The organism is Pedobacter psychroterrae (genome assembly GCF_004331695.1).
GTDB classification, from domain to species: domain Bacteria; phylum Bacteroidota; class Bacteroidia; order Sphingobacteriales; family Sphingobacteriaceae; genus Pedobacter; species Pedobacter psychroterrae.
In genome coordinates, this window is the sequence record NZ_SJSL01000001.1 from 1,310,301 (window position 1) to 1,329,746 (window position 19,446).

The following is a 19,446-nucleotide window of genomic DNA, read 5'->3' on the forward strand; positions in this document are numbered from 1 at the left end:
ATCATGACTTCAAGAAGAGGATTTATAAAAGCAGGCGGACTGGCCTTATTTGGGATCGGAATGGGCGGGGTACCGGGATTTTTGATGGACGCCGTAGCAGGCACCAACAAACTGGGATTATTCAAGAGAAGAAAGATCATGGTCTGCATCTTTCAGCGCGGTGCGATGGATGGCCTGATGGCCGTTACACCTTTTACCGATCAGTACCTGAAGGCAGCGAGACCTACCTTGTTTATGTCTGCCGCCAAAAACACGAGCGGTAAATCGCTGATAGATCTGGACGGGCGCTTTGGCCTGCATCCTTCTATGGCAGGTTTTGAAAGTGTGTTCAGAGACAAACGCATGGCCATTGTACATGGCATTGGATCTCCAAACAGCACGAGGTCTCACTTCGATGCCCAGGACTATATGGAATCCGGCACCCCATTCAGAAAAGGAACGGAGAGTGGTTGGTTAAACCGAGCAGTTGGCTTATTAGGTCATGATGCCGCTACCCCATTTCAGGGGGTTAGTCTTACTTCTTCTCTGCCACGGGCCTTTTATGGCGACAACCCCGCAGTGGCAATCAGTAATCTGCAGGATTTTAATATACAGATGAAGGGCAATCTTAAAGGAGCCAATATGGCGGCCAAAAGTTTTGAAGACCTGTATGATCAGACTGCCTCGGGGTTGCTGAAGGAAACGGGTAAGGAAAGCTTTGATGCCATCAAGATGCTTCAAAAAACAGATACCAAAAACTATAAGCCAGCAAACAATGCAATCTATCCAAACACCGCATTAGGTAATTCACTGAAGCAAATTGCCCAGTTGATCAAGATGGATGTAGGGATGGAGGTGGCTTTTGCAGAGTCGGGTGGCTGGGATACCCATTTCAACCAGGGACGCGATACAGGCATATTTGCAAGGAATGTCAATGACCTTAGTGAAAGCATCATGGCCTTCTGGGCTGATATGGGGACTTTGCAAGATGATGTAACCGTGATGACCATGACTGAATTTGGCCGTACGGTGAAACAGAATGGCTCTGGAGGTACAGATCATGGCAGGGCATCCTGCAATTTTATACTTGGTAATGGCGTGACCGGAGGCAAAGTACATGGCCTGGTAAATCCCCTTGCCGTGGAAAATCTGGAAGATGGCCGTGACCTGGCCGTTACCACAGACTTCAGAAGCGTGTTCAGTGAAGTGGCGGGTAAGCACTTGAATATCCACAATGACAAGGTGCTTTTTCCCGACTGGGATGGCAAGCCGATCGGTGTTATGGCAGGGTCTTAAAATCTATCTCCGGATGCTTCCTGCCTGAAGACTTGCGTTCCAATAGCGTTTGGATAGGCGTAGAGTCATTAAAGAAGCCACAATTCTTTAAAAAGAATGAAGTGCCTTCTGACCCGCCTGCATAGTCTTTTCTGTAGTTGATCCTGGCAGTAGCGTCTGCGGTGAATGTTGCTGCGGTAACTTCATGCCATACACCCTTGTTGTCGACTGCCCATTGATTGGTATAAGTGCCCTTTCTGGACTGGTCGCCAGTAGCGGGAGAAAAATTCTCCAGAAAAGAATGTAGCCCTGTTAAATACATGCCCGACTGCGGACGCTCAAAACTCGCTACCAGCAGCCACTCACCTTTTTCTATATCTTTAAAATAAGCAGTATATACCGTTGTTCTTTTTTCTCCCTCTGCTTGCGCGCGGATCAGGAAGGCATAACTTTTGCCTGCTTTCCATGGGTAAAAAAGATAACTTTGTCCGCCTGAACCCTCATTGCCAAACTCGCCCGTTCTTGTGGTACTCCCTTTTTTCTTCAATATAATTTTCAGGCTGTCGGGAATAGCTTTAGGATCGTCCGTGTTAAAAGGGCTCCATATGGAAAACAGTACTCTTCGTTCGGTAGGCGAGTTTACCTGCATTCCAAAGTATCCGGCACTAAAACCATTTGCCATAAAGTATGTGCCCAGTTTATCTTCACCTTCCGGTACCATGAGCTCATTATAGAACCATTCTACATTTTCTGCTTCTTTGGGGATTTTGTAGTTCAGGTGTACCGACGGCCCCCTGCGGCCCCAATGGAAATAATTTCCTTCATTGTTCTTTACATAAGAAGTGCCAGCTGAAAGCGAAGTTCCACCCACGATAAGATCTGATACCTCTGCAAAGACATTTCCTGTTTTTGAGATTCCTCTTAGCTCAACTTTTACATAACCGGCTTGCCTGATGTCAATTTCTCCGATATTTACCACAGCTGCAGCCATGTTACTTGCTTCTTTTTCCAGGGTTTTTCCGCCAGCAGTAAGACTTATCTTAGTCTTTCCTTCCGGGACACTGAGCCTGAGAGAGAGTTGGGCTTTGCCGGCAGCTTCAGTCCTGAAGTAAATGCTAATCACATCACTGTCGGCCGACCAATTGCTGACACCATTTTTATTGATCCTGGTCTTTGAATTATTGTTTATCCACGCATTTCCACCAAGGGGTATGGTAATGCTTTCCGGTTCTACAGAGGAATTCTTTTTCGCATACGAAATGCTGCTAAGTAGAAAACATATGGCTAGCAGGTATAAAGGTTTGTTCATCTTTAATTGTCTTGATTAATTGAAGATATAAAAACACTTAAAAACATATGCGGTTAAAAAGCGGACAAACGTTTGCGTAACTAAAATATAGCAAGCAAACCACCTGCAATAGTCATTACTAGAGCGATGATGATGGCGGGGGCAAATCCTTTAATCTCAAAATCAGAGAAGAGGATGTCGGCCAGTTTGATCATCACCGCCGTCACAAACAAGTGGATGATAAAAGAAAGCAATCCGAAAGTAACAATGTTTAGCGGAAAACGGATGATCCAGCCAAGCGTAGCATTGAGCAGACCGATTACCAGTGCCACCAAAATAGCTGTTTTATAATTCTTAATGATTACAGAAGGGAGTATGTAGGTCATTCCCAATAATATCCCTGCGTTGATGAGCAATGTTAATATAAAATTCATGGTCTTTTTTCTTAAAGATAATCATCTTCTGTAATAAATAGCTCAGAAGCGATATAATCGGCAAAAAGCTTACCGTCCATTGTCAATATCAAATATCCGTTTTCATTGGTCAGCCAATTCCTTTCTACAAAGATCTTCATGTTTTTAAGTGTGTCTTTTAAAAAAACCTGTCCGAAATCTGATCCGATCTTATCCAGTGAAACGCCCCACATGGTCCGCAGCGCAGTCATGATATATTCATTAAAGCGATCGTACTGGCTCAGCTCTTCAATTGTTTCCGCCAGTCTGCCCTCTTGAAGATCACTTAAGTAAGCCGCATTATTGGCAATGTTCAGATAGCGCGTTTGTCCGTCAAATCCATGTGCGGAAGGTCCGATACCCAGGTACGGCACGCCGCGCCAGTAGTTGGTATTGTGCACAGCATACTTGCCGGGCCTTGCAAAATTAGAGATCTCATAATGCTCAAAGCCACCTTCCTTAAATTTATCTGTCAGTATTATAAACTGCGCAGCACTTTGCTCATCATTTACAGGAACCTGTTTGCCTTTTTTTATGGCATGGGCCAATGCCGTCCGTGGCTCTACGGTAAGTGAATAAGCGGAGATGTGCGGTGTTTGAAATTCAATAGCTTTATTTATGTTTTGCAGCCATTTGGTATCGGTCAGTAATGGGTAGCCATAGATTAGATCTATGCTTAGGTTTTCAAAGCCAGCATCCTGGCTCCGCTTGATGCAGTCTTCGGCTTCTGTCGCAGTATGCGCCCGGTTCATCCAGCGCAGGTCTTCTTCAAAAAAAGACTGTATGCCGATGCTGAAGCGGTTGACTGGGAGTTTCCTTAGCTCCGCTATCTTCTTTGCATCCAGGTCGTCTGGATTGGCCTCAATAGTGATTTCCGCGTTTTCGGCGACGGAAAAATGATGTGTTATGGTATCAAATATCCGTTCAAAATGCTTTGCAGGTAATACCGAAGGGGTTCCTCCGCCAAAATAAATGGTTCCTACCTGATCGGTGATCCTGTCTTTTTTGCGGATGATTTCTTTACAAATTGCATCTGTCATCTCCTCGACATACTTCAATGAAGTACTGAAATGAAAGTCGCAATAAGTACAAGCCTTTTTGCAAAACGGGATGTGTATGTAGATGCCGGACATCCCGCAAAGATAGCGATTTATCGAAACTGTTTTGGCTTTAGGCGCTGCCCTGCCAGCTCAGCTATTTCGGCAATTCTTTTTTCCCTGGTTTCCGGTCTTTTGGCTGCAACAACCCAATGAAGAAGCATTTTTTTTGCTGACTTGCTCAGGTTGTCGAAATAATCTTTGGCACCTGGATGTAAATGAAATGCATTCTCGAGATCTTTCGGAACGAATAACTCTTCTACTGTGTCCAGAATAGACCACGAACCATTTTCCTTTGCTATCTCAATGCTCTTGTACCCTGCCTCTGTCATCAATCCTTCTTCTATCAGCCGCTGAACTTTTGCTTTGTTGATCTTCGACCAGTTGCTCTTTGGCTTCCGTTTCCCGAAGAATTGTATGAAACTTTCGGCATCGACAGTTTTTCTTGTGCTGTCAATCCATCCAAAGCAAAGCGCTTCATCTACCGAGTCACTCCAGGATAAACTTGGTTTAGCGGATTTCTGTTTATACTGGAGCAGCCAAACAGACTGGCTCGAATCGTGGTTTTCTATTAACCATTGCCTCCACTCTTCCCGGTTTGCCGGACAAAAAGTTTCAATTTCTTTTTTATGCATCGCTATATTTCCATAAACATAGCCATTCACTGCGAAATACCCAAATAGAGATCTTCCGCTTACAAAACGCTGCTGCACAGCTTAAACACGGATAATGATGATAATATAGCATTTTTAATATTTTAAAATTTGTGAACTTTTCAGTAATACTTTTATTTTAATATGCATAATATCAGTTAGTTGTATTTATTTCCTGTAAACTTTATTTATTAATGACCATTTAGAGTTCACAAATTATTAGATTTGGGTTCATTCATCTTTTGACTATGGAAATCATTAATCAATCTAAAAATCAGGTTACTTATACTGCTGATGAGGCATATAAGGAATCATTGGTTTATTTTAAAGGCGACGATCTGGCCGCAAGGGTCTGGGTTAATAAATATGCACTCAAAGATTCTTATGGGAGCATATTTGAAAAGAACCCGGATGACATGCACCGGAGGATAGCCAGCGAGGTGGCCAGCATTGAACAGAGATACGCCAACCCATTATCAGAAGATGAAATTTTCGAACTGATCAAAGACTTTAAATATATTATCCCACAAGGGAGCCCGATGACCGGTATTGGCAATCCTTACCAGATCGCTTCACTTTCCAATTGCTTTGTAATTGGTAATGATGGCGATTCTGATTCGTATGGGGGGATCATGAAGATCGATCAGGAACAGGTGCAGCTGATGAAGCGGCGCGGAGGTGTGGGTCACGACCTGTCCCATATCCGTCCTAAAGGATCTCCTGTCAAAAATTCAGCGCTCACCTCAACAGGGATCGTTCCCTTTATGGAGCGGTTTTCCAATTCCACACGGGAAGTAGCCCAGGATGGGAGAAGAGGCGCACTCATGCTTTCTGTAGCGATCAAGCATCCCGACTCTGAAGATTTCATTGATGCAAAAATGGAGCAGGGCAAGGTAACAGGTGCCAATGTTTCTGTCAGGATAGACGACGCGTTTATGAAAGCTGTAGAGGCCGGAAAAACTTACCAGCAACAATATCCAATAGAAAGCGCCAATCCGTTATATAAAAAAGACATTGACCCCTCCGTTCTCTGGAAAAAAATTGTACACAACGCCTGGCGCTCTGCTGAGCCGGGTATATTATTCTGGGACACAATTATCCGCGAGTCGGTGCCAGATTGCTATGCAGATCTTGGGTACAAGACGGTCTCCACTAATCCCTGCGGTGAGATACCACTTTGTCCCTACGATTCATGCCGCCTTTTGGCCATCAATCTGTTCTCTTATGTAGACCAGCCTTTCACTGCCAAGGCCTCCTTCAACTGGGAGCTTTTTAAAAAGCACATCCACGCAGCACAGCGTATCATGGACGATATCATCGACCTGGAACTGGAAAAGATAGATGCCATCCTTCAAAAAATCACCGATGATCCTGAAGATGAGGAGTTAAAACGTACAGAGAAAAACCTATGGTTAAATATCCAGACTAAAGCCAACGAAGGTAGAAGGACAGGAATAGGCATCACTGCCGAAGGGGATATGCTGGCGGCAATGGGGCTGAGGTACGGAAGTGACGAAGGTTCGGAATTTGCTATTGAAATTCATAAGATCATTGCTATTGAGGCTTACAGGGCTTCTGTTAATATGGCAAAGGAAAGAGGCGCATTCAGTATTTTTGATGCCGAGCGCGAAAAGAACAATCCTTTCATCCTGCGCTTAAAAGAAGCAGATGCGAAACTGTATTACGAAATGCTGGAGCATGGCAGGAGAAACATTGCCTTGCTGACTATAGCACCTACGGGAACAACCAGCCTTATGTCCCAGACCAGTTCAGGGATCGAACCGGTGTTTTTGCCTGTTTACAAAAGGAGAAGGAAGGTAAATCCGAACGATAAAGAGGTTCGTGTAGACTTTGTGGATGAGGTAGGTGATTCATGGGAAGAATATGTGGTATTCCATCACCGTTTCAAACAGTGGATGGAAGTAAATGGTAAAGATCTAACAAAAAATTATACCCAGAAAGAGCTGGATGAACTCGTGGCCTTATCTCCGTATTATAAAGCGACATCCAACGACGTTGATTACCTCAAAAAGGTAAAAATGCAGGGTGCTATCCAAAAGTGGATAGACCATTCTATTAGCGTAACGATCAATATGCCTGCCGATGTAACCGAAGAAGTGGTAGGTGAACTTTATATGGAAGCCTGGAAATCCGGCTGTAAAGGAGTGACAGTATATCGTGATGGATCACGGTCCGGGGTGCTGATTGCAAACACCGAAAACAAGCCAGAGGCGGAAGACGAAAACACTACGCTTGATTTTCCTACTACCAGGCCAACGGTACTGGAAGCAGACGTAGTCCGTTTTCAAAATAGCAAGGACAAATGGATTGCATTCATAGGCTTAATAGAAGGCAAGCCTTATGAGATATTTACCGGATTTGCGGATGACGAGGATGGAATCCTGATCCCCAGATGGGTCAATGACGGTGTGATCATCAAAAACCGAGATGCTGACGGCGGCTCAAGGTATGATTTTCAGTATAAGAACAAACGTGGCCATAAAACTACCATTGAAGGACTCTCCTATAAATTCAACCCTGAATACTGGAACTATGCCAAGCTGATCTCAAGCACGCTGAGACATGGCATGGCGATAGAAAAAGTGGTAGATCTGATCAACAGCCTCCAACTGGACGAAGCCATCAATACCTGGAAGAACGGGGTGGCGCGTGCTTTAAAACGATATGTGCCTGATGGTACCGAAGCCAAAAAGCAGCAATGTCAAAACTGTAATTCTACCAACCTGCATTATCAGGAAGGCTGTTTGACTTGCAAGGACTGCGGATCCTCTAAGTGCGGATAGTACTTAAAAAGAATTCTATAAAAAAAGGAGGTATGACAATGATCATACCTCCTTTTTTATAAGATCCCATCGGGAAATCCCGGACAGGTTATTTCCAAATAGATTTCACGGTAAACACTTCCAGATTTTTGATGTCAATGTTATTGCCCCAGAAGTGGAAGCCTTCCTTATTATTAAGGTCGGGTTTACGTTCCATGGAATAGGAAAAAGCACCGCCATCTATAAACACTTCGATAGAGGTTCTGTCGATGTAGATATCAGCCGTAATCTCCATGCTGGTCATGTCGTCGGGCGAGTAAAACATGCCATTCAGCATGTTGAAGTTCATGTCATAACCCACCATGCGCTGTGCAAAAAGGTTAAACCCTGCCTCAGTGGCGTGCGATAACTTAAACGTAGTTTTGATGCGCAGGCGGTCTGCGTTATAAAATTCCTTTAGCTTTTGGTTGGCATCATCTGATTTTAGGTTGCTCCATTGCTTTGCCGGCTCAAACAGCTGGGCCGTTTCTTTGACCGGCTCACTGAACAGTCGGGGGCCATTTTTTGTACTGCGTAAAGTCAGGACTGTTGGCAGCAACATCATGTTATTGAAAGCCATGCCCGGCTGTGCTACTCTGCCCCAGCCAATCTGGATGCGTCTGCCGTCACTGTCAGGTATGTTTGTAAACGTCTGGGCGGCATAAAGCGTACCGGATGAGAAATAATGCTTCCCACTTTCCGGCTTAAAAGTTTTCCCATCAAAGGAGCCGATCATGTAAGTGTTTGAAGCACCATACATCACCCACTTTTTATTGTTCTGATCTCCATCTATGGTTAACTCAAACAGATCAGGGCATTCCCAAAATCCAGTGGTATGGCTTTCATATTTCCATTCTTTTAAGTTTGCGGAGGTATAAATGGAATGGCCGTCGCGCTCATTCAGTACCATTACCCAGTGTTTACCCGGCTTATACCAAAACACACGCGGGTCTCTGGTGTCTCTGCTGTTCCATTTTTCCTTAGAATCAATTACAGGTTTACCATCATTATACTTGGTAAAAGTACGTCCCTTATCCAGGCTGTAGGCTACACATTGTACCTCTCTGTCGGGATTATCTGCAGTATAAAGCGCTACCATAGCAGGTTTTCCAGGTTTTCCAAATCCCGAAGTATTGTCATAGTCGATCACAGCCGAGCCCGAAAACATAGTGCCTACTTTATCAGGGTGCAATGCTACGGGCAGTTCCTCCCAGTGTACCAGGTCTTTGCTTACCGCATGACCCCATGACATGTTCTCCCATTCCCTTTCATAAGGGTTGTGCTGATAGAACAAGTGGTACTCACCCTCATAAAAGACCATCCCGTTCGGGTCATTGATCCAGCCCCTTCTTGTAGTAAAATGGTATTGAGGACGGTTGTGTTCCTGGTACAGGGAATCCTGTCCTGCAATCTTGTCGTCCTGATAGATCTTGCTCAGTCCGGCAGCATCACCCTCATAGCTGATCTTAATGGTTTTTCCCTTATAGGCCGTCATGTCAGAAAACACCCAGTACTCTGGCGTATCTCCGGCCAGTCTTATTTTGAATTCACGCGCTTCTTTCCCTCCAATCTCAAACTTCATGACCTTCCGGTCTGTCTTTTGGGATATCGGGAAATTAAGGTAACGTTTGGTGATTTTAATGGTAATGTCGGCCGCCTGGGTGCCGATATTGCAGCATAATATCAGTGCTGCGGTCAGGATTACTTTTATCGTTGGTTTCATTTGCTATCTATTAGTTTTCGTGTTTTAATTAAAAAGGGAGAGATTACCAGCCTTTGTTTTGTTCATACAGCCCAGAGCTAAAGTTAACTTGATTTAGCGGAATTGGGAAATATTCATCACGGGCAGCAGTAAACTTAGCGGTCGACAAATGTGTCGCCCTTGTTTTTTCTATATTAAAGTAGGCATTCATTGTTGAAGCAGCAATACCCCAGCGTACCAGATCGAAAAAGTGGTAACCTTCGGTAGCAAATTCAATCCTCCTTTCAAACCTCAGGGCCTTTCGTGCATAGTCCTGGGTCCAGTCGCAATTCACTCCGGGTACATACAATTTCACATTATAGTTAGAAGTCGGTTTCCCGTCTGCCATCACCAGCAGGGCTTTGCTTTTGTCTGAACGCGCACTTAATTGATTGATAAGGGGAACTGCTTCCAGTTGCCTGCCCAGCTCTATCAGTGCCTCAGCCTTCCAAAGCAGGACATCTGCATAGCGCATGATCTGCCAGTTCTTTGAACTCGACATAAAGGGCGGGATTTTTTTAAATGCAGGATCATTCGGTGTCACGGCTTCTTTCAAACTGGCAAAAGCATCATATACCGCTGGTGCCCTGGCCCAGAAACGTTCAAAAATGAAGTCGGTCTTGTACTTAAAAGGAGCTCCTGGTTTGGCTACCGTATGGTCCAGTCGAGGATCAAATGTCCCGGTTTTAAAATCCAGGGAAGCCGCAACATCTGCATTGTTGTAGGTGCTGAACATGGGCAAGCCGCTTCCATCCGTTTTAAATGAATTGATGAGGTCATGACTCGGTACGTTAAAGCCGCAGCAGCCATAGTCCTGGTTCATCGGATAGTTCAATACATGGCCATAATCCAGCCTGCCCATTGGCGTACCATCGTCTTTGGAGTACTGTATGGCAAAGACCGACTCCGGGCCGTTCTCTTTGGCCGACAGGAAGTTATCAGCAAAATCATCACTCAGGCTATATTTACCCGAACCGATCACGGCATCGCACTGCTTCAGTACTTCGTTCAGCAGGTTGTTGTTAATCGAAGTTACCCCATTGTTCTCGTCCTGTACATAGGCCTGGTAGAGCTGGGCCTTTGCCAGGTAAGCTTTCGCCACATACTGGTTCGGTCTCCCTGCATCAGTCTGGCTTGGTGGCAGGGCTGCCGCTGCCGCCGTAAAATCTTCGGTGATCTTTGTCCAGAGTTCCTCATTGCTCAGGGCCTTGTTCGATATCGTGGGGTAATCTTCCTTCGCAATAGTTTCATCCAGATAAGGCACATATTTAAACAGGATCTTCAGCAGGAAATAAAAATGCCCCCTTAAGAACCTTAATTCGGCCTGACGTTCCGCTTTTTTGGGATAATCTGCATCTGCAATGGCATTTACCCGTCGCAGCGCTTCATTGGTCCTGCCTACACCCACATACAGCCTGAACCATAGCTGGTCAATCAGCCCATTGTCTACACGGTTTGCGGTAAAGGTTTCAAACAAATGAAATTCCGAAAGATCACCCGGCCCGTCGCCACCTTTGTAAGTGTCGCCACCACGCACGCTGCCATAAGGCCACATACTTGAGTAAGGAGCGGTATAATGGTCATTGCCCAAAGAAGAATAGGCCGCAATAACCAGTTTGTCTACATTTTCAGGTGTGTTCAGGTCATCTCCCGAGATCACACCCTGTCCAGGTTCATCCAATGCCTTTTTGCAACTGCTGAAGCCTACAAGGAATATTGCCAGTATATATACTAATCGTTTCATATTCTGTTATTTATTTGGTCTATAAGGTTATGTTCAAGCCGATCGTTCCGATCACCGGCACCGGGAATCCATAATTTGGAATTTCAGGGTCAGGTCCTGTAAAGGACTTGTGCTTAATGGTTAGTAAATTGCTGCCCTGCAGGAAGATCCGGGCGTTCTGAACCTTTGATTTCCACACGTTTTTCAGGTTGTAACCCAGTTGCAGGTTTCTCAGCTTAATGTAGGAACCATTCTCTATAAAATAAGTGGAGAACCGGCCTTCATTGTTGTTGTCTACCAGTGTCAATGCAGGAATGTCTGAAGAAGAATTCGACGGAGTCCAGGCATCTAAAGTCCTGCTGCCCCAGTTTGTTCCGGTCCACAAAGAAGAAAAGTCAGTATATGTTTTAAAATCATTTACTACTTTAACCTGTATCGCCTGCACAAAAAAGCTAAGATCAAAATTCTTATAAGTAAAGGAGGCATTCAGACCGGCTGTAAAATTAGGCCCGGCATCACCCAGATAATCCCTGTCCTTATCATTGATCAGCCCATCCGCATTGAGGTCTTTATACCTGATCCGTCCTATACCCTTGCCCGGTTGCTCAGCATGTGTATCCACATCCTGCTGGTCCTGGAACAATCCATCTGCTACATAACCAAAGAATGAATTCACCGGTCTGCCCAGGATGTTCTTGTCCGTACCATTGCCCGGATAGGAGGTGAGTACTTCTTTGGGCAGCTTAATTACCTCATTGCGGTATTTAGAAAAGTTACCGGTCAGGTTAATCGAGAAGTCCTCAGAAAATTTAGTGTCGTAAGACAGCAAGGCATCAAATCCTTTATTTTTCAAGGTTGCTCCATTGATGTAAATATTACCTCCGTCACCCAACACGGCCAGATAGGCTGGACTGATCAATATATCTGACGTTTCCTTAATGAAATAATCAAATGATCCTGTCAGCTTATTGGCAAACAAGCCGAAATCTATACCGATATTTTGCTCTTCAAGTGATTCCCATTTCAGCGCATCGTTGCCCCTTTGGATCAGGGTAAAGCCTGAAGGAAGCTGTCCCGAACCGCCACCGGTGATGTCGTACGCACTTCCCGAATCGAAATCCCAGGTAGGGTCTAGGCCATAAATAGCCCGGTACAAAGCCCTGTTGGCATTGTCCGGAATCTCCTGGTTGCCTGATTTTCCCCAGCCATAGCGCAATTTAAGATCAGAAATGAAGGAGATCTTTTTCATAAATTCCTCCTGGCTTACCCGCCATCCCGCAGAAAATGCCGGGAATGTTCCGTACCTGTTGTCCTGCCCGAACCGGGATGAACCATCCCGCCTCAGTGTGGCAGAAGCGATATACCTGTCGTTAAACACATAGTTTACTTTTCCGAATACAGAAAGCAGGGAACTTCCCGAGCCGCTGCCGCCATTTAATATATTGGTTGTTCCTGCATTCTGGTAAGCATAATCGATGTTCTCCAGTGCCAGGCCCTGCCTGCTGGCAGAGAATTCCTGGCTGATGTTTTTGATCTGCTCATGCCCCAGAAGCGCCTCTACCTGGTGTTTCTTTTCAGTCACCTTATAGTTCAGCGTATTCTGCCAGATGATATTTCCGCCATAGCCCTGACTATTGGTTACCTGGTTGGTCTTGTCCGACAGGAAACCTGAAGTATACGACTTGCGCAGCACCCGCTGATACGTTCCGTCATAGTCTATTCCCACGCTTGTCCTCAGGTTCAGGCCCGGGATGATGTTGTAGTCTGCAAATGCATTTCCGAGTACGCGAAAAAAATGACTGGCATTCTGACGGTTGTCTTCTATCAGCCTTACGGGATTCTGCCTGTCGGTCATGCCCGAAGCAGGGCCGCCCCAACCGCCGTCTGCTGTATGTACAGGAACGATCGGCTGCTGTACCAATGAGGTAAACAGGATGTCATTAATTGGCGGGATTGCATTCCTGATATAGCTTGCAGTCAGGTTTTCTCCAATCTTAAGCTTCGCATTGAGCAGGTTGTAGTCCGAATTGATCCTGCTGGTCAGTTTGTCGTTTTTAGAAGATTTAACGATACCTTTGTTTTGGTAATAGCCCAGGGAAAACAGCGAATTGCTCTTTTCTGTGCCATTGCTTACCGCTACATCGTACGACTGGATCACTGAATTCTGAGAGATCAGGTCATACCAGTAGGTATTGGCAGGTCTCATGGTCTTTGCCGCATCAATAAATTCAGGATAAATGATGCTGTTGAGCGATGGGTTGTTAAAATCGTTGTTCCAGTCAAACTGGTAGATCTGGTGGTTATTGGGGTTCAGCCTGTCATTTACTGAAGCCTGCCAGTAGGCCCGGCCTCTTCCGTCTGCATCCAGGGTTTGCAGTTTCGTCGCATAATTCTGTAGAGATCCTGAAACATTCACGTCTACCCTGGAATAGCCGGCCTTACCTTTTTTGGTCGTGACGATGATCACGCCTGCTGCGGCCCTTGATCCATAGATGGTAGCTGAAGAGGCGTCTTTCAGTACCTGGATCGACTCAATGTCGTTGGGGTTCAGCTCCTGCAGGCCCCTTTTTGTAGGCACGCCGTCTATCACGTAAAGCGGATCATTGTTTCCCAATGTTCCGATACCCCTGATCCTTACCGTAGCACCGCCTGAGGGCGAACCATCGGTGGTGATGAACACCCCCGGCACACGTCCCTGCAAAGCCTTCACCGGATTTCCCGTAGGAATGTCCTTGATGGCTTTTACATCTACCACATTCACCGCGCCGGTGATGTCCTTTTTACGTTCTTTCTGATAACCTGTCACTACTATCTGGTCCAGACTGGTGGTGGCCACATTCAGCTTAATGATGATATTCTGCGAATCTGCCGTCACGGTATAGCTGTATGGAGCAGCACCCATATAGCCAAATTTCAGGACCTGGCCGTTTTCGGCACTGATCCGGAAGCCACCGTTCTGGTCGGTAAGCACGGATCTCTGCGTGCCTTCCACAATCACCGTCACCGCCTCGAGCGGGACAGATTCATTGTCCGTGACCTTTCCGCTAATGACCCTGGACTGGCCAAAGCTCTCGCCTGCTGCCAGCAGCAGCAAGTAAAATAACAAGAAGAATTTTCTCATGATCGTTTATATTATGGTTTAAATATTTGGTTTTTAAATTCGATGTATTCAGACAGCTGGTATTGCGGACAGCCTCCTTTTTTGGTTGCAATAAACCCTCCCATGGCTACGGCGTTCTTCAATATTTCCCTGGGCTGGAGACCTTTGCTGTGATTGGCAATGAAAGCTGCAAGGAACGAATCACCACTGCCTATGGTATCGGTCACCTTGATCTCGCTGCCCCAGATGTGATGGGCTTCATCGCCCTTATAGTAGGAGGCGCCAAACTCACCTTTGGTCACGATGACTTCAGGAATGTCAAAATGCGCCTGTATAAATTTGATCTTGCTGGCTTCCGCCTCATAGGAACCCTTAAACATTACCTGTACCATGTCGAGCTCGGCCTCATTGAACTTTACGATGTCTGCCTTGCCAAGCAATACTTCCAGCAGCGACCGGTTGATGAAGGGCGGGCGCAGGTTGATGTCAAATACTTTGATCGCCGGGGTATCCAAGAGTGTAAACAACGTATCCCTGGAGGTATCGTTTCTCGAAGCAAGGCTGCCGTAAACGAAATAGTTGTTCAGCTCGTTTAGTTCTTCGGCTTTGCCGATGAAATCCCAGGCCACCGGGTACACGATCTCATAGCTTACCTCGTTGCCATTGCCCATCCGGGCCAGCACCTGGCTGGTTTCATGCTGTTCATCTGTTTGTACCAGGTTTTTGTCAATGCCCCAGAGGTCCATCAGTGCTAATAGCTTGCGTCCGTTGCTGTCGTTACCAATCCTGCTGATCAGGCTGGTGTCTATGCCCATTTTATTGAGGTGATAGGCCACGTTGAGCGGTGCTCCGCCCGGTTGCGGGCCATCCGGTAATACGTCCCATAAGATCTCTCCGTAACAAATTGCGGTATGTGCTCCTGATTTCATGATCTCCTGTATTTAGTGTAAGATGATGTTGTTTTCCATGTTCTCCAGCGACCTTCCTTTTGTCTCGGGCATAAAGCGCCATGCAAACACCAGCTGGAGCACCATCATGGTGCCGAAGAAACAAAAGGTAACTGCACCGCCCAGTGTTTCGGCCAGATAGGGAAAGCAGAAGGCGATCAGCGCAGCCATTACCCAGTGGGTAGAACTGCCCAGCGTCTGGCCTTTGGCCCGCACCTGGTTGGGGAAGATCTCTGAGATGAACACCCAGATGACAGCACCCTGTGAAAAGGCAAAGAAAGCAATGAATACCATGATGTATATCGGTATAGCCATGCCACTGAAGGTTTCCGTATAAAAAGTAAAGGCTACCAGGAAGAGCGATACGATGAGTCCGACCGATCCGATCAGCATCAATGCCCTGCGGCCCACCTTGTCGATGAAATTCAGGGCCAGCAGCGTAAAAGCAAAATTGATCAATCCGATGCCTACGGTAGATAACAGAGAGGAGTGCGCGCCCAGTCCGGCCATTTCAAAAATCCTCGGGGCATAATAGATGATGGCATTAATCCCCGATACCTGGTTGAAGAAGGCAAACAGCACGGCCAAAACCACAGGTTTAGTGTACTGGCCCGAAAACAAACTTTCGCTGTTTTTGGTGCTGCCGCCCAGTTTGTCCGATTGCTTAATGGCCTCCAGCTCCTGGTTACAGTTGAGCGGGTTGATGATGCGCAGGATCTCCAGCGCTTTGTCGTAAGCACCTTTTTTCAGGATCAGCCAGCGCGGACTTTCAGGAATGAAGCGGATCAGGATCAGGAAGATCAGTGAAGGTACCGCCTGCACCCCCAGCATCCAGCGCCATGACGTTTCACCTCCCTGACTGATCAGGTAGTTGGACAAGTAAGAGATCAGGATACCCAGTACCACGTTGAACTGAAAGAGCCCTACCAGCCTTCCGCGCCTGTCGGCCGGGGAGATCTCTGAAATATAGATCGGGGCGGTTACCGATGACGCACCTACACCCAGACCACCCAGAAACCGGAATACCATAAATATAGACCAGTTGTCGGCCATTGCCGTACCCAGCGAGGAAAGCAGGTAGGCAATTGCTACAAAGTATAAAGTGTTTTTTCGGCCAAAACGGTCGGAGGGCCTCGAACCCAGCAGGGAACCGATCACTGTTCCTATTAAAGCAATAGAGATGGTGAGCCCGTGTTCAAACACACTGAGGTTCCAGTATTGTTGAATTGATTTTTCTGCCCCTGAGATAACTGCTGTATCAAAGCCAAACAAAAAGCCTCCTAAAGCTACTACTACCGACCACGCAAGTACGGAATTCTTTTTCATGAAGATTGATTTATAAATGGTTAAGGATGGCAATATGGCGCTAAAACCAAAGCAGGTGCTATGAATATCATTTCAAATTCTTTAAAAAATAGGTCATTTATTAAATCACTGAAAAACAGTCGTTTGCGATGAGTAAATGATGAGCAGATTTCCCGGCTTTAAATCCTGTTACATGATTCTTTCATGCTCGTTACATTCCATATGCCCACCTGTGAGCAGACATTTTAAAATCAGGCAGATATTCTATAGCTTTAAAGCGATATGCCAAATATTTCTTTCCTATGATGAGGTCCCGCATCTTTTTCCTGATCCTATTTTCCACCTTGCTGATTACGCTGGCCGGCTGTTCCAACAAGCCGAAGCAGGCCGAATACACCATCGGGTTTTCGCAGTGCGTGGGCTCAGACCTGTGGCGTCAAACCATGTTGGAAGAAATGAAAATGGAGCTGTCACTGCATCCGCACAGCAAGTTCATTTATGCCGATGCCAATAACAGCAGCAGCAGGCAGATCACACAGGTTCAGGATATGCTGAGTCAGGGAGTAGACATCCTGATCATCTCTCCCAATGAGGCGCTGCCGCTGACAGGAATTGTGGAGGAAACCTATAAAAAGGGGATCCCGGTAGTCGTCATAGACCGCAAGACTTCTTCCTCTTTATATACGGCCTATATAGGCGCCGAAAACTACCAGATTGGCAAGATGGCGGGATCATACCTTGTAAACATATTAAAAGGCAAGGGCAATATTCTGGAAATTATGGGCCTGCCTGGTTCTTCTCCGGCGATAGAGCGGGGCCGCGGACTGATGGAAGCTATCAGGAACCATCCTGGTGTGCAGGTTTCAGCACAGTTGCATGGCGACTGGCTTCCTGAGAATACTGCCCGTGAACTGCTCCGGAACAAGGACAAGCTAAAGGATGTCAGTGCCATATTTGCCCATAATGATATGATGGCCCGGAGTGCCAGGCAGGTGCTGCGGCAGCTGGGCCTGGACAGCGGTATAAAAGTCGTCGGTGTAGATGCCCTGCCCGGGAAGGGCGGAGGGCTCGATATGGTAGGTTCAGGTATGCTTACAGCAAGTGTGTTGTACCCTACGGGAGGCAAGGAAGCAATCAGCGTGGCACTCAGGATTCTGGGCAGGCAGAGTTTTCAGAAAGAAAACCTCCTGCAAAGTCTGATCATCGACAGCAGCAATGTGCAACTGATGAAATTGCAGTGGGCACGCATCAATAGTCAGCAAAATGACATCGAACGGCAGCAGGTGCTACTGGCCGACCAGTTTGAGATTTACAAGAACCAGCGCCTGGTACTCAATTTCATTGTCATCACCCTTGTGCTGGCGGTGGTGTTTGGCGGGCTTGCTTTTCATGCCCTGCTCGAAAACCGCAAGATCAACAGAAGCCTGGAGCACAAGAACCAGGAGATCCTAATGCAGCGAAACCAGCTGATCGAGATGTCTGAAAAGGCCGAAGCGGCTACTGAGGCCAAGCTGAACTTCTTTACCAATATTTCGCATGAGTTCCGCACACCGCTCACTTTGATCCTGTCGCCCCTGGAAGACCTGCTCAAAAATGAAAAGCCAGGTACAGCGGCGGGCAGAGAGCTAAACCTGATCCATAAGAATGTATACCGGCTGCTGAGGCTGGTAAACCAGCTGATGGACTACCGCAAGATCGAGCATAAAGAATTTAAGCTCCATGCCAGCGCCAATCCTTTGCTGGATTTCCTGAAAGAAATCATCGACAGTTTCAGGCACAATGCAGGCAAACGACACATTGATCTCCGGCTCATCGTACGTGAAAACCCGCAGCTGGTCTGGTTTGATGTCAATATGCTCGATAAAGTAATCTTCAACCTGCTCAGCAATGCGCTGAAATTTACGGCCGATTATGGCCGGATCTATATCGCCCTGGGCCGCACCGAGACGGAAGCCATCATTGAAGTATCAGACAATGGGCTGGGTATGACCGAAGAAGAACTGGGGCAGATCTTTAACCGCTTTTACCAGTCAGACACCAATTACAGCAGGGGCTCGGGGCTGGGCCTTAGCTTATCCAAAGAACTTATGATGCTGCACAAAGGTACCATCAGCGCCAGCAGCAAAAAGGGGGAAGGCACGGTATTCACCCTGCGCTTGCCACTGGGCGAAGAGCACCTCAGTGCACAGGAAAAGATCCCTCAGCAAAGCCAGGGCGTAAGACTCTATGATGAGATGAAGATCTATACCACGGCTGTAGAAAAAGAGCCTGCCGGCAATGTTTCGGCAGGCCTGGACCTCATCAAGGACCAGTCTGTACTGATCATCGAAGACAATGTCGAATTGCTGGACTACCTGAGCCGCAAGTTTGAAAGCGACTATGAGATCTTTACCGCTACGGATGGAAATGAGGGGCTGAACCTGGCTTTTGAAAAAGTTCCGGACCTCATCATTTCCGATATCGTGATGCCCGGTATCTCAGGCAAAGCATTTACTAACCAGCTCAAATCAGACATTCGCACCTCACATATCCCCGTAATCCTGCTCACGGCACAGGGCAGTATGGAACAGCAGATCACCGGTATACAGAGCCATGCCGATATCTACATTACCAAGCCCTTCAATTTTGAGTATCTGCAGGCCAATGTTGAAAACCTGATCAGGAACAGGGCCATGCTCAAAGAACATTATATCAGCGACATCTCAGTTCCCGGCAGCAGGAAGACCACTGCCAATACCATCGATAAAAAGTTTCTGAATGATTTTGCCGGACTGGTGGAGCAGAACCTGGGCAACGAGCACTTCAGCGTAGATGAGATCAGCAAGGTGATAGGTGTATCCAGGGTACAGCTCTACCGCAAAGTCAAGGCCCTGCTCAATTGCAGTGTCACCGATTATATTTTAAACAGAAGGCTCAAGAAAGCCAAGTATTATCTCAGCAACGAAGATTATTCCGTTGCCGAGATTAGTTATAAAGTGGGTATTTCCTCACCAACCTACTTTTCTACCATTTTTAAGGCGAAATATGGTATGACACCTACAGAATTTAAGAAGAGCAGTTGATC

At 46.5% G+C, this 19,446-nt stretch carries 12 protein-coding genes; 3 read left to right on the top strand and 9 right to left on the bottom strand.

Translation table 11 applies throughout. The features are described from left to right. Positions 1-3 precede the first annotated feature (3 nt). Positions 4-1,275, top strand: a complete 1,272-nt coding sequence (locus EZ437_RS05765; RefSeq protein ID WP_131594134.1) for a DUF1501 domain-containing protein — start codon at positions 4-6, stop codon at positions 1,273-1,275. Here EZ437_RS05765 and EZ437_RS05770 read toward each other — a convergent pair. The 4 genes from EZ437_RS05770 to EZ437_RS05785 form a co-directional block, all read right to left on the bottom strand. Then, the gene (locus tag EZ437_RS05770) at positions 1,259-2,563 is read right to left on the bottom strand and encodes a DUF3472 domain-containing protein (RefSeq protein WP_131594137.1); all 1,305 of its coding nucleotides are present in this window, start codon (positions 2,561-2,563) and stop codon (positions 1,259-1,261) included. The two genes, EZ437_RS05765 and EZ437_RS05770, sit on opposite strands and share 17 nt — an antisense overlap. 80 nt (positions 2,564-2,643) lie before the next feature. Continuing rightward, positions 2,644-2,976, bottom strand: coding sequence for a phage holin family protein (locus EZ437_RS05775; RefSeq protein ID WP_131594139.1), 333 nt, complete (start codon positions 2,974-2,976; stop codon positions 2,644-2,646). A gap of 11 nt (positions 2,977-2,987) precedes the next feature. Beyond that, positions 2,988-4,127, bottom strand: a complete 1,140-nt coding sequence (gene hemW, locus EZ437_RS05780; protein WP_131594141.1) for a radical SAM family heme chaperone HemW — start codon at positions 4,125-4,127, stop codon at positions 2,988-2,990. 17 nt (positions 4,128-4,144) lie between these two features. Beyond that, entirely contained in the window at positions 4,145-4,804 is a 660-nt protein-coding gene (locus tag EZ437_RS05785; protein WP_225869504.1) for a YdeI/OmpD-associated family protein, read from the bottom strand. Between the two features lie 188 nt (positions 4,805-4,992). Between EZ437_RS05785 and EZ437_RS05790 the strand changes: the two genes are divergently transcribed. Next, positions 4,993-7,548: an adenosylcobalamin-dependent ribonucleoside-diphosphate reductase gene (locus EZ437_RS05790; RefSeq protein ID WP_131594143.1), complete on the top strand. Its 2,556-nt coding sequence runs from the start codon at positions 4,993-4,995 to the stop codon at positions 7,546-7,548. An 88-nt stretch (positions 7,549-7,636) separates the two neighbouring features. On the opposite strand, the gene EZ437_RS05795 is transcribed toward EZ437_RS05790, so the two are convergent. From EZ437_RS05795 to EZ437_RS05815, 5 genes are read right to left on the bottom strand one after another with little or no spacing between them, the layout of a single operon-like run. Continuing rightward, entirely contained in the window at positions 7,637-9,289 is a 1,653-nt protein-coding gene (locus tag EZ437_RS05795) for a glycoside hydrolase family 32 protein (protein WP_131594145.1), read from the bottom strand. Positions 9,290-9,332: 43 nt separating this feature from the next. Continuing rightward, positions 9,333-11,051 carry a RagB/SusD family nutrient uptake outer membrane protein gene (locus EZ437_RS05800; protein WP_131594147.1) on the bottom strand — a complete coding sequence of 573 codons (1,719 nt, stop codon included), beginning with the start codon at positions 11,049-11,051 and terminating at the stop codon, positions 9,333-9,335. A gap of 19 nt (positions 11,052-11,070) precedes the next feature. Next, complete coding sequence (locus EZ437_RS05805) at positions 11,071-14,151, bottom strand: SusC/RagA family TonB-linked outer membrane protein (RefSeq protein ID WP_131594150.1); 3,081 nt, start codon at positions 14,149-14,151, stop codon at positions 11,071-11,073. A gap of 11 nt (positions 14,152-14,162) precedes the next feature. Then, positions 14,163-15,059, bottom strand: a complete 897-nt coding sequence (locus tag EZ437_RS05810; RefSeq protein WP_131594152.1) for a carbohydrate kinase family protein — start codon at positions 15,057-15,059, stop codon at positions 14,163-14,165. Between the two features lie 12 nt (positions 15,060-15,071). After that, complete coding sequence (locus EZ437_RS05815) at positions 15,072-16,403, bottom strand: sugar porter family MFS transporter (protein WP_131594154.1); 1,332 nt, start codon at positions 16,401-16,403, stop codon at positions 15,072-15,074. A 281-nt stretch (positions 16,404-16,684) separates the two neighbouring features. Between EZ437_RS05815 and EZ437_RS05820 the strand changes: the two genes are divergently transcribed. Then, complete coding sequence (locus EZ437_RS05820) at positions 16,685-19,444, top strand: substrate-binding domain-containing protein (protein ID WP_225869505.1); 2,760 nt, start codon at positions 16,685-16,687, stop codon at positions 19,442-19,444. Positions 19,445-19,446: the final 2 nt, after the last annotated feature.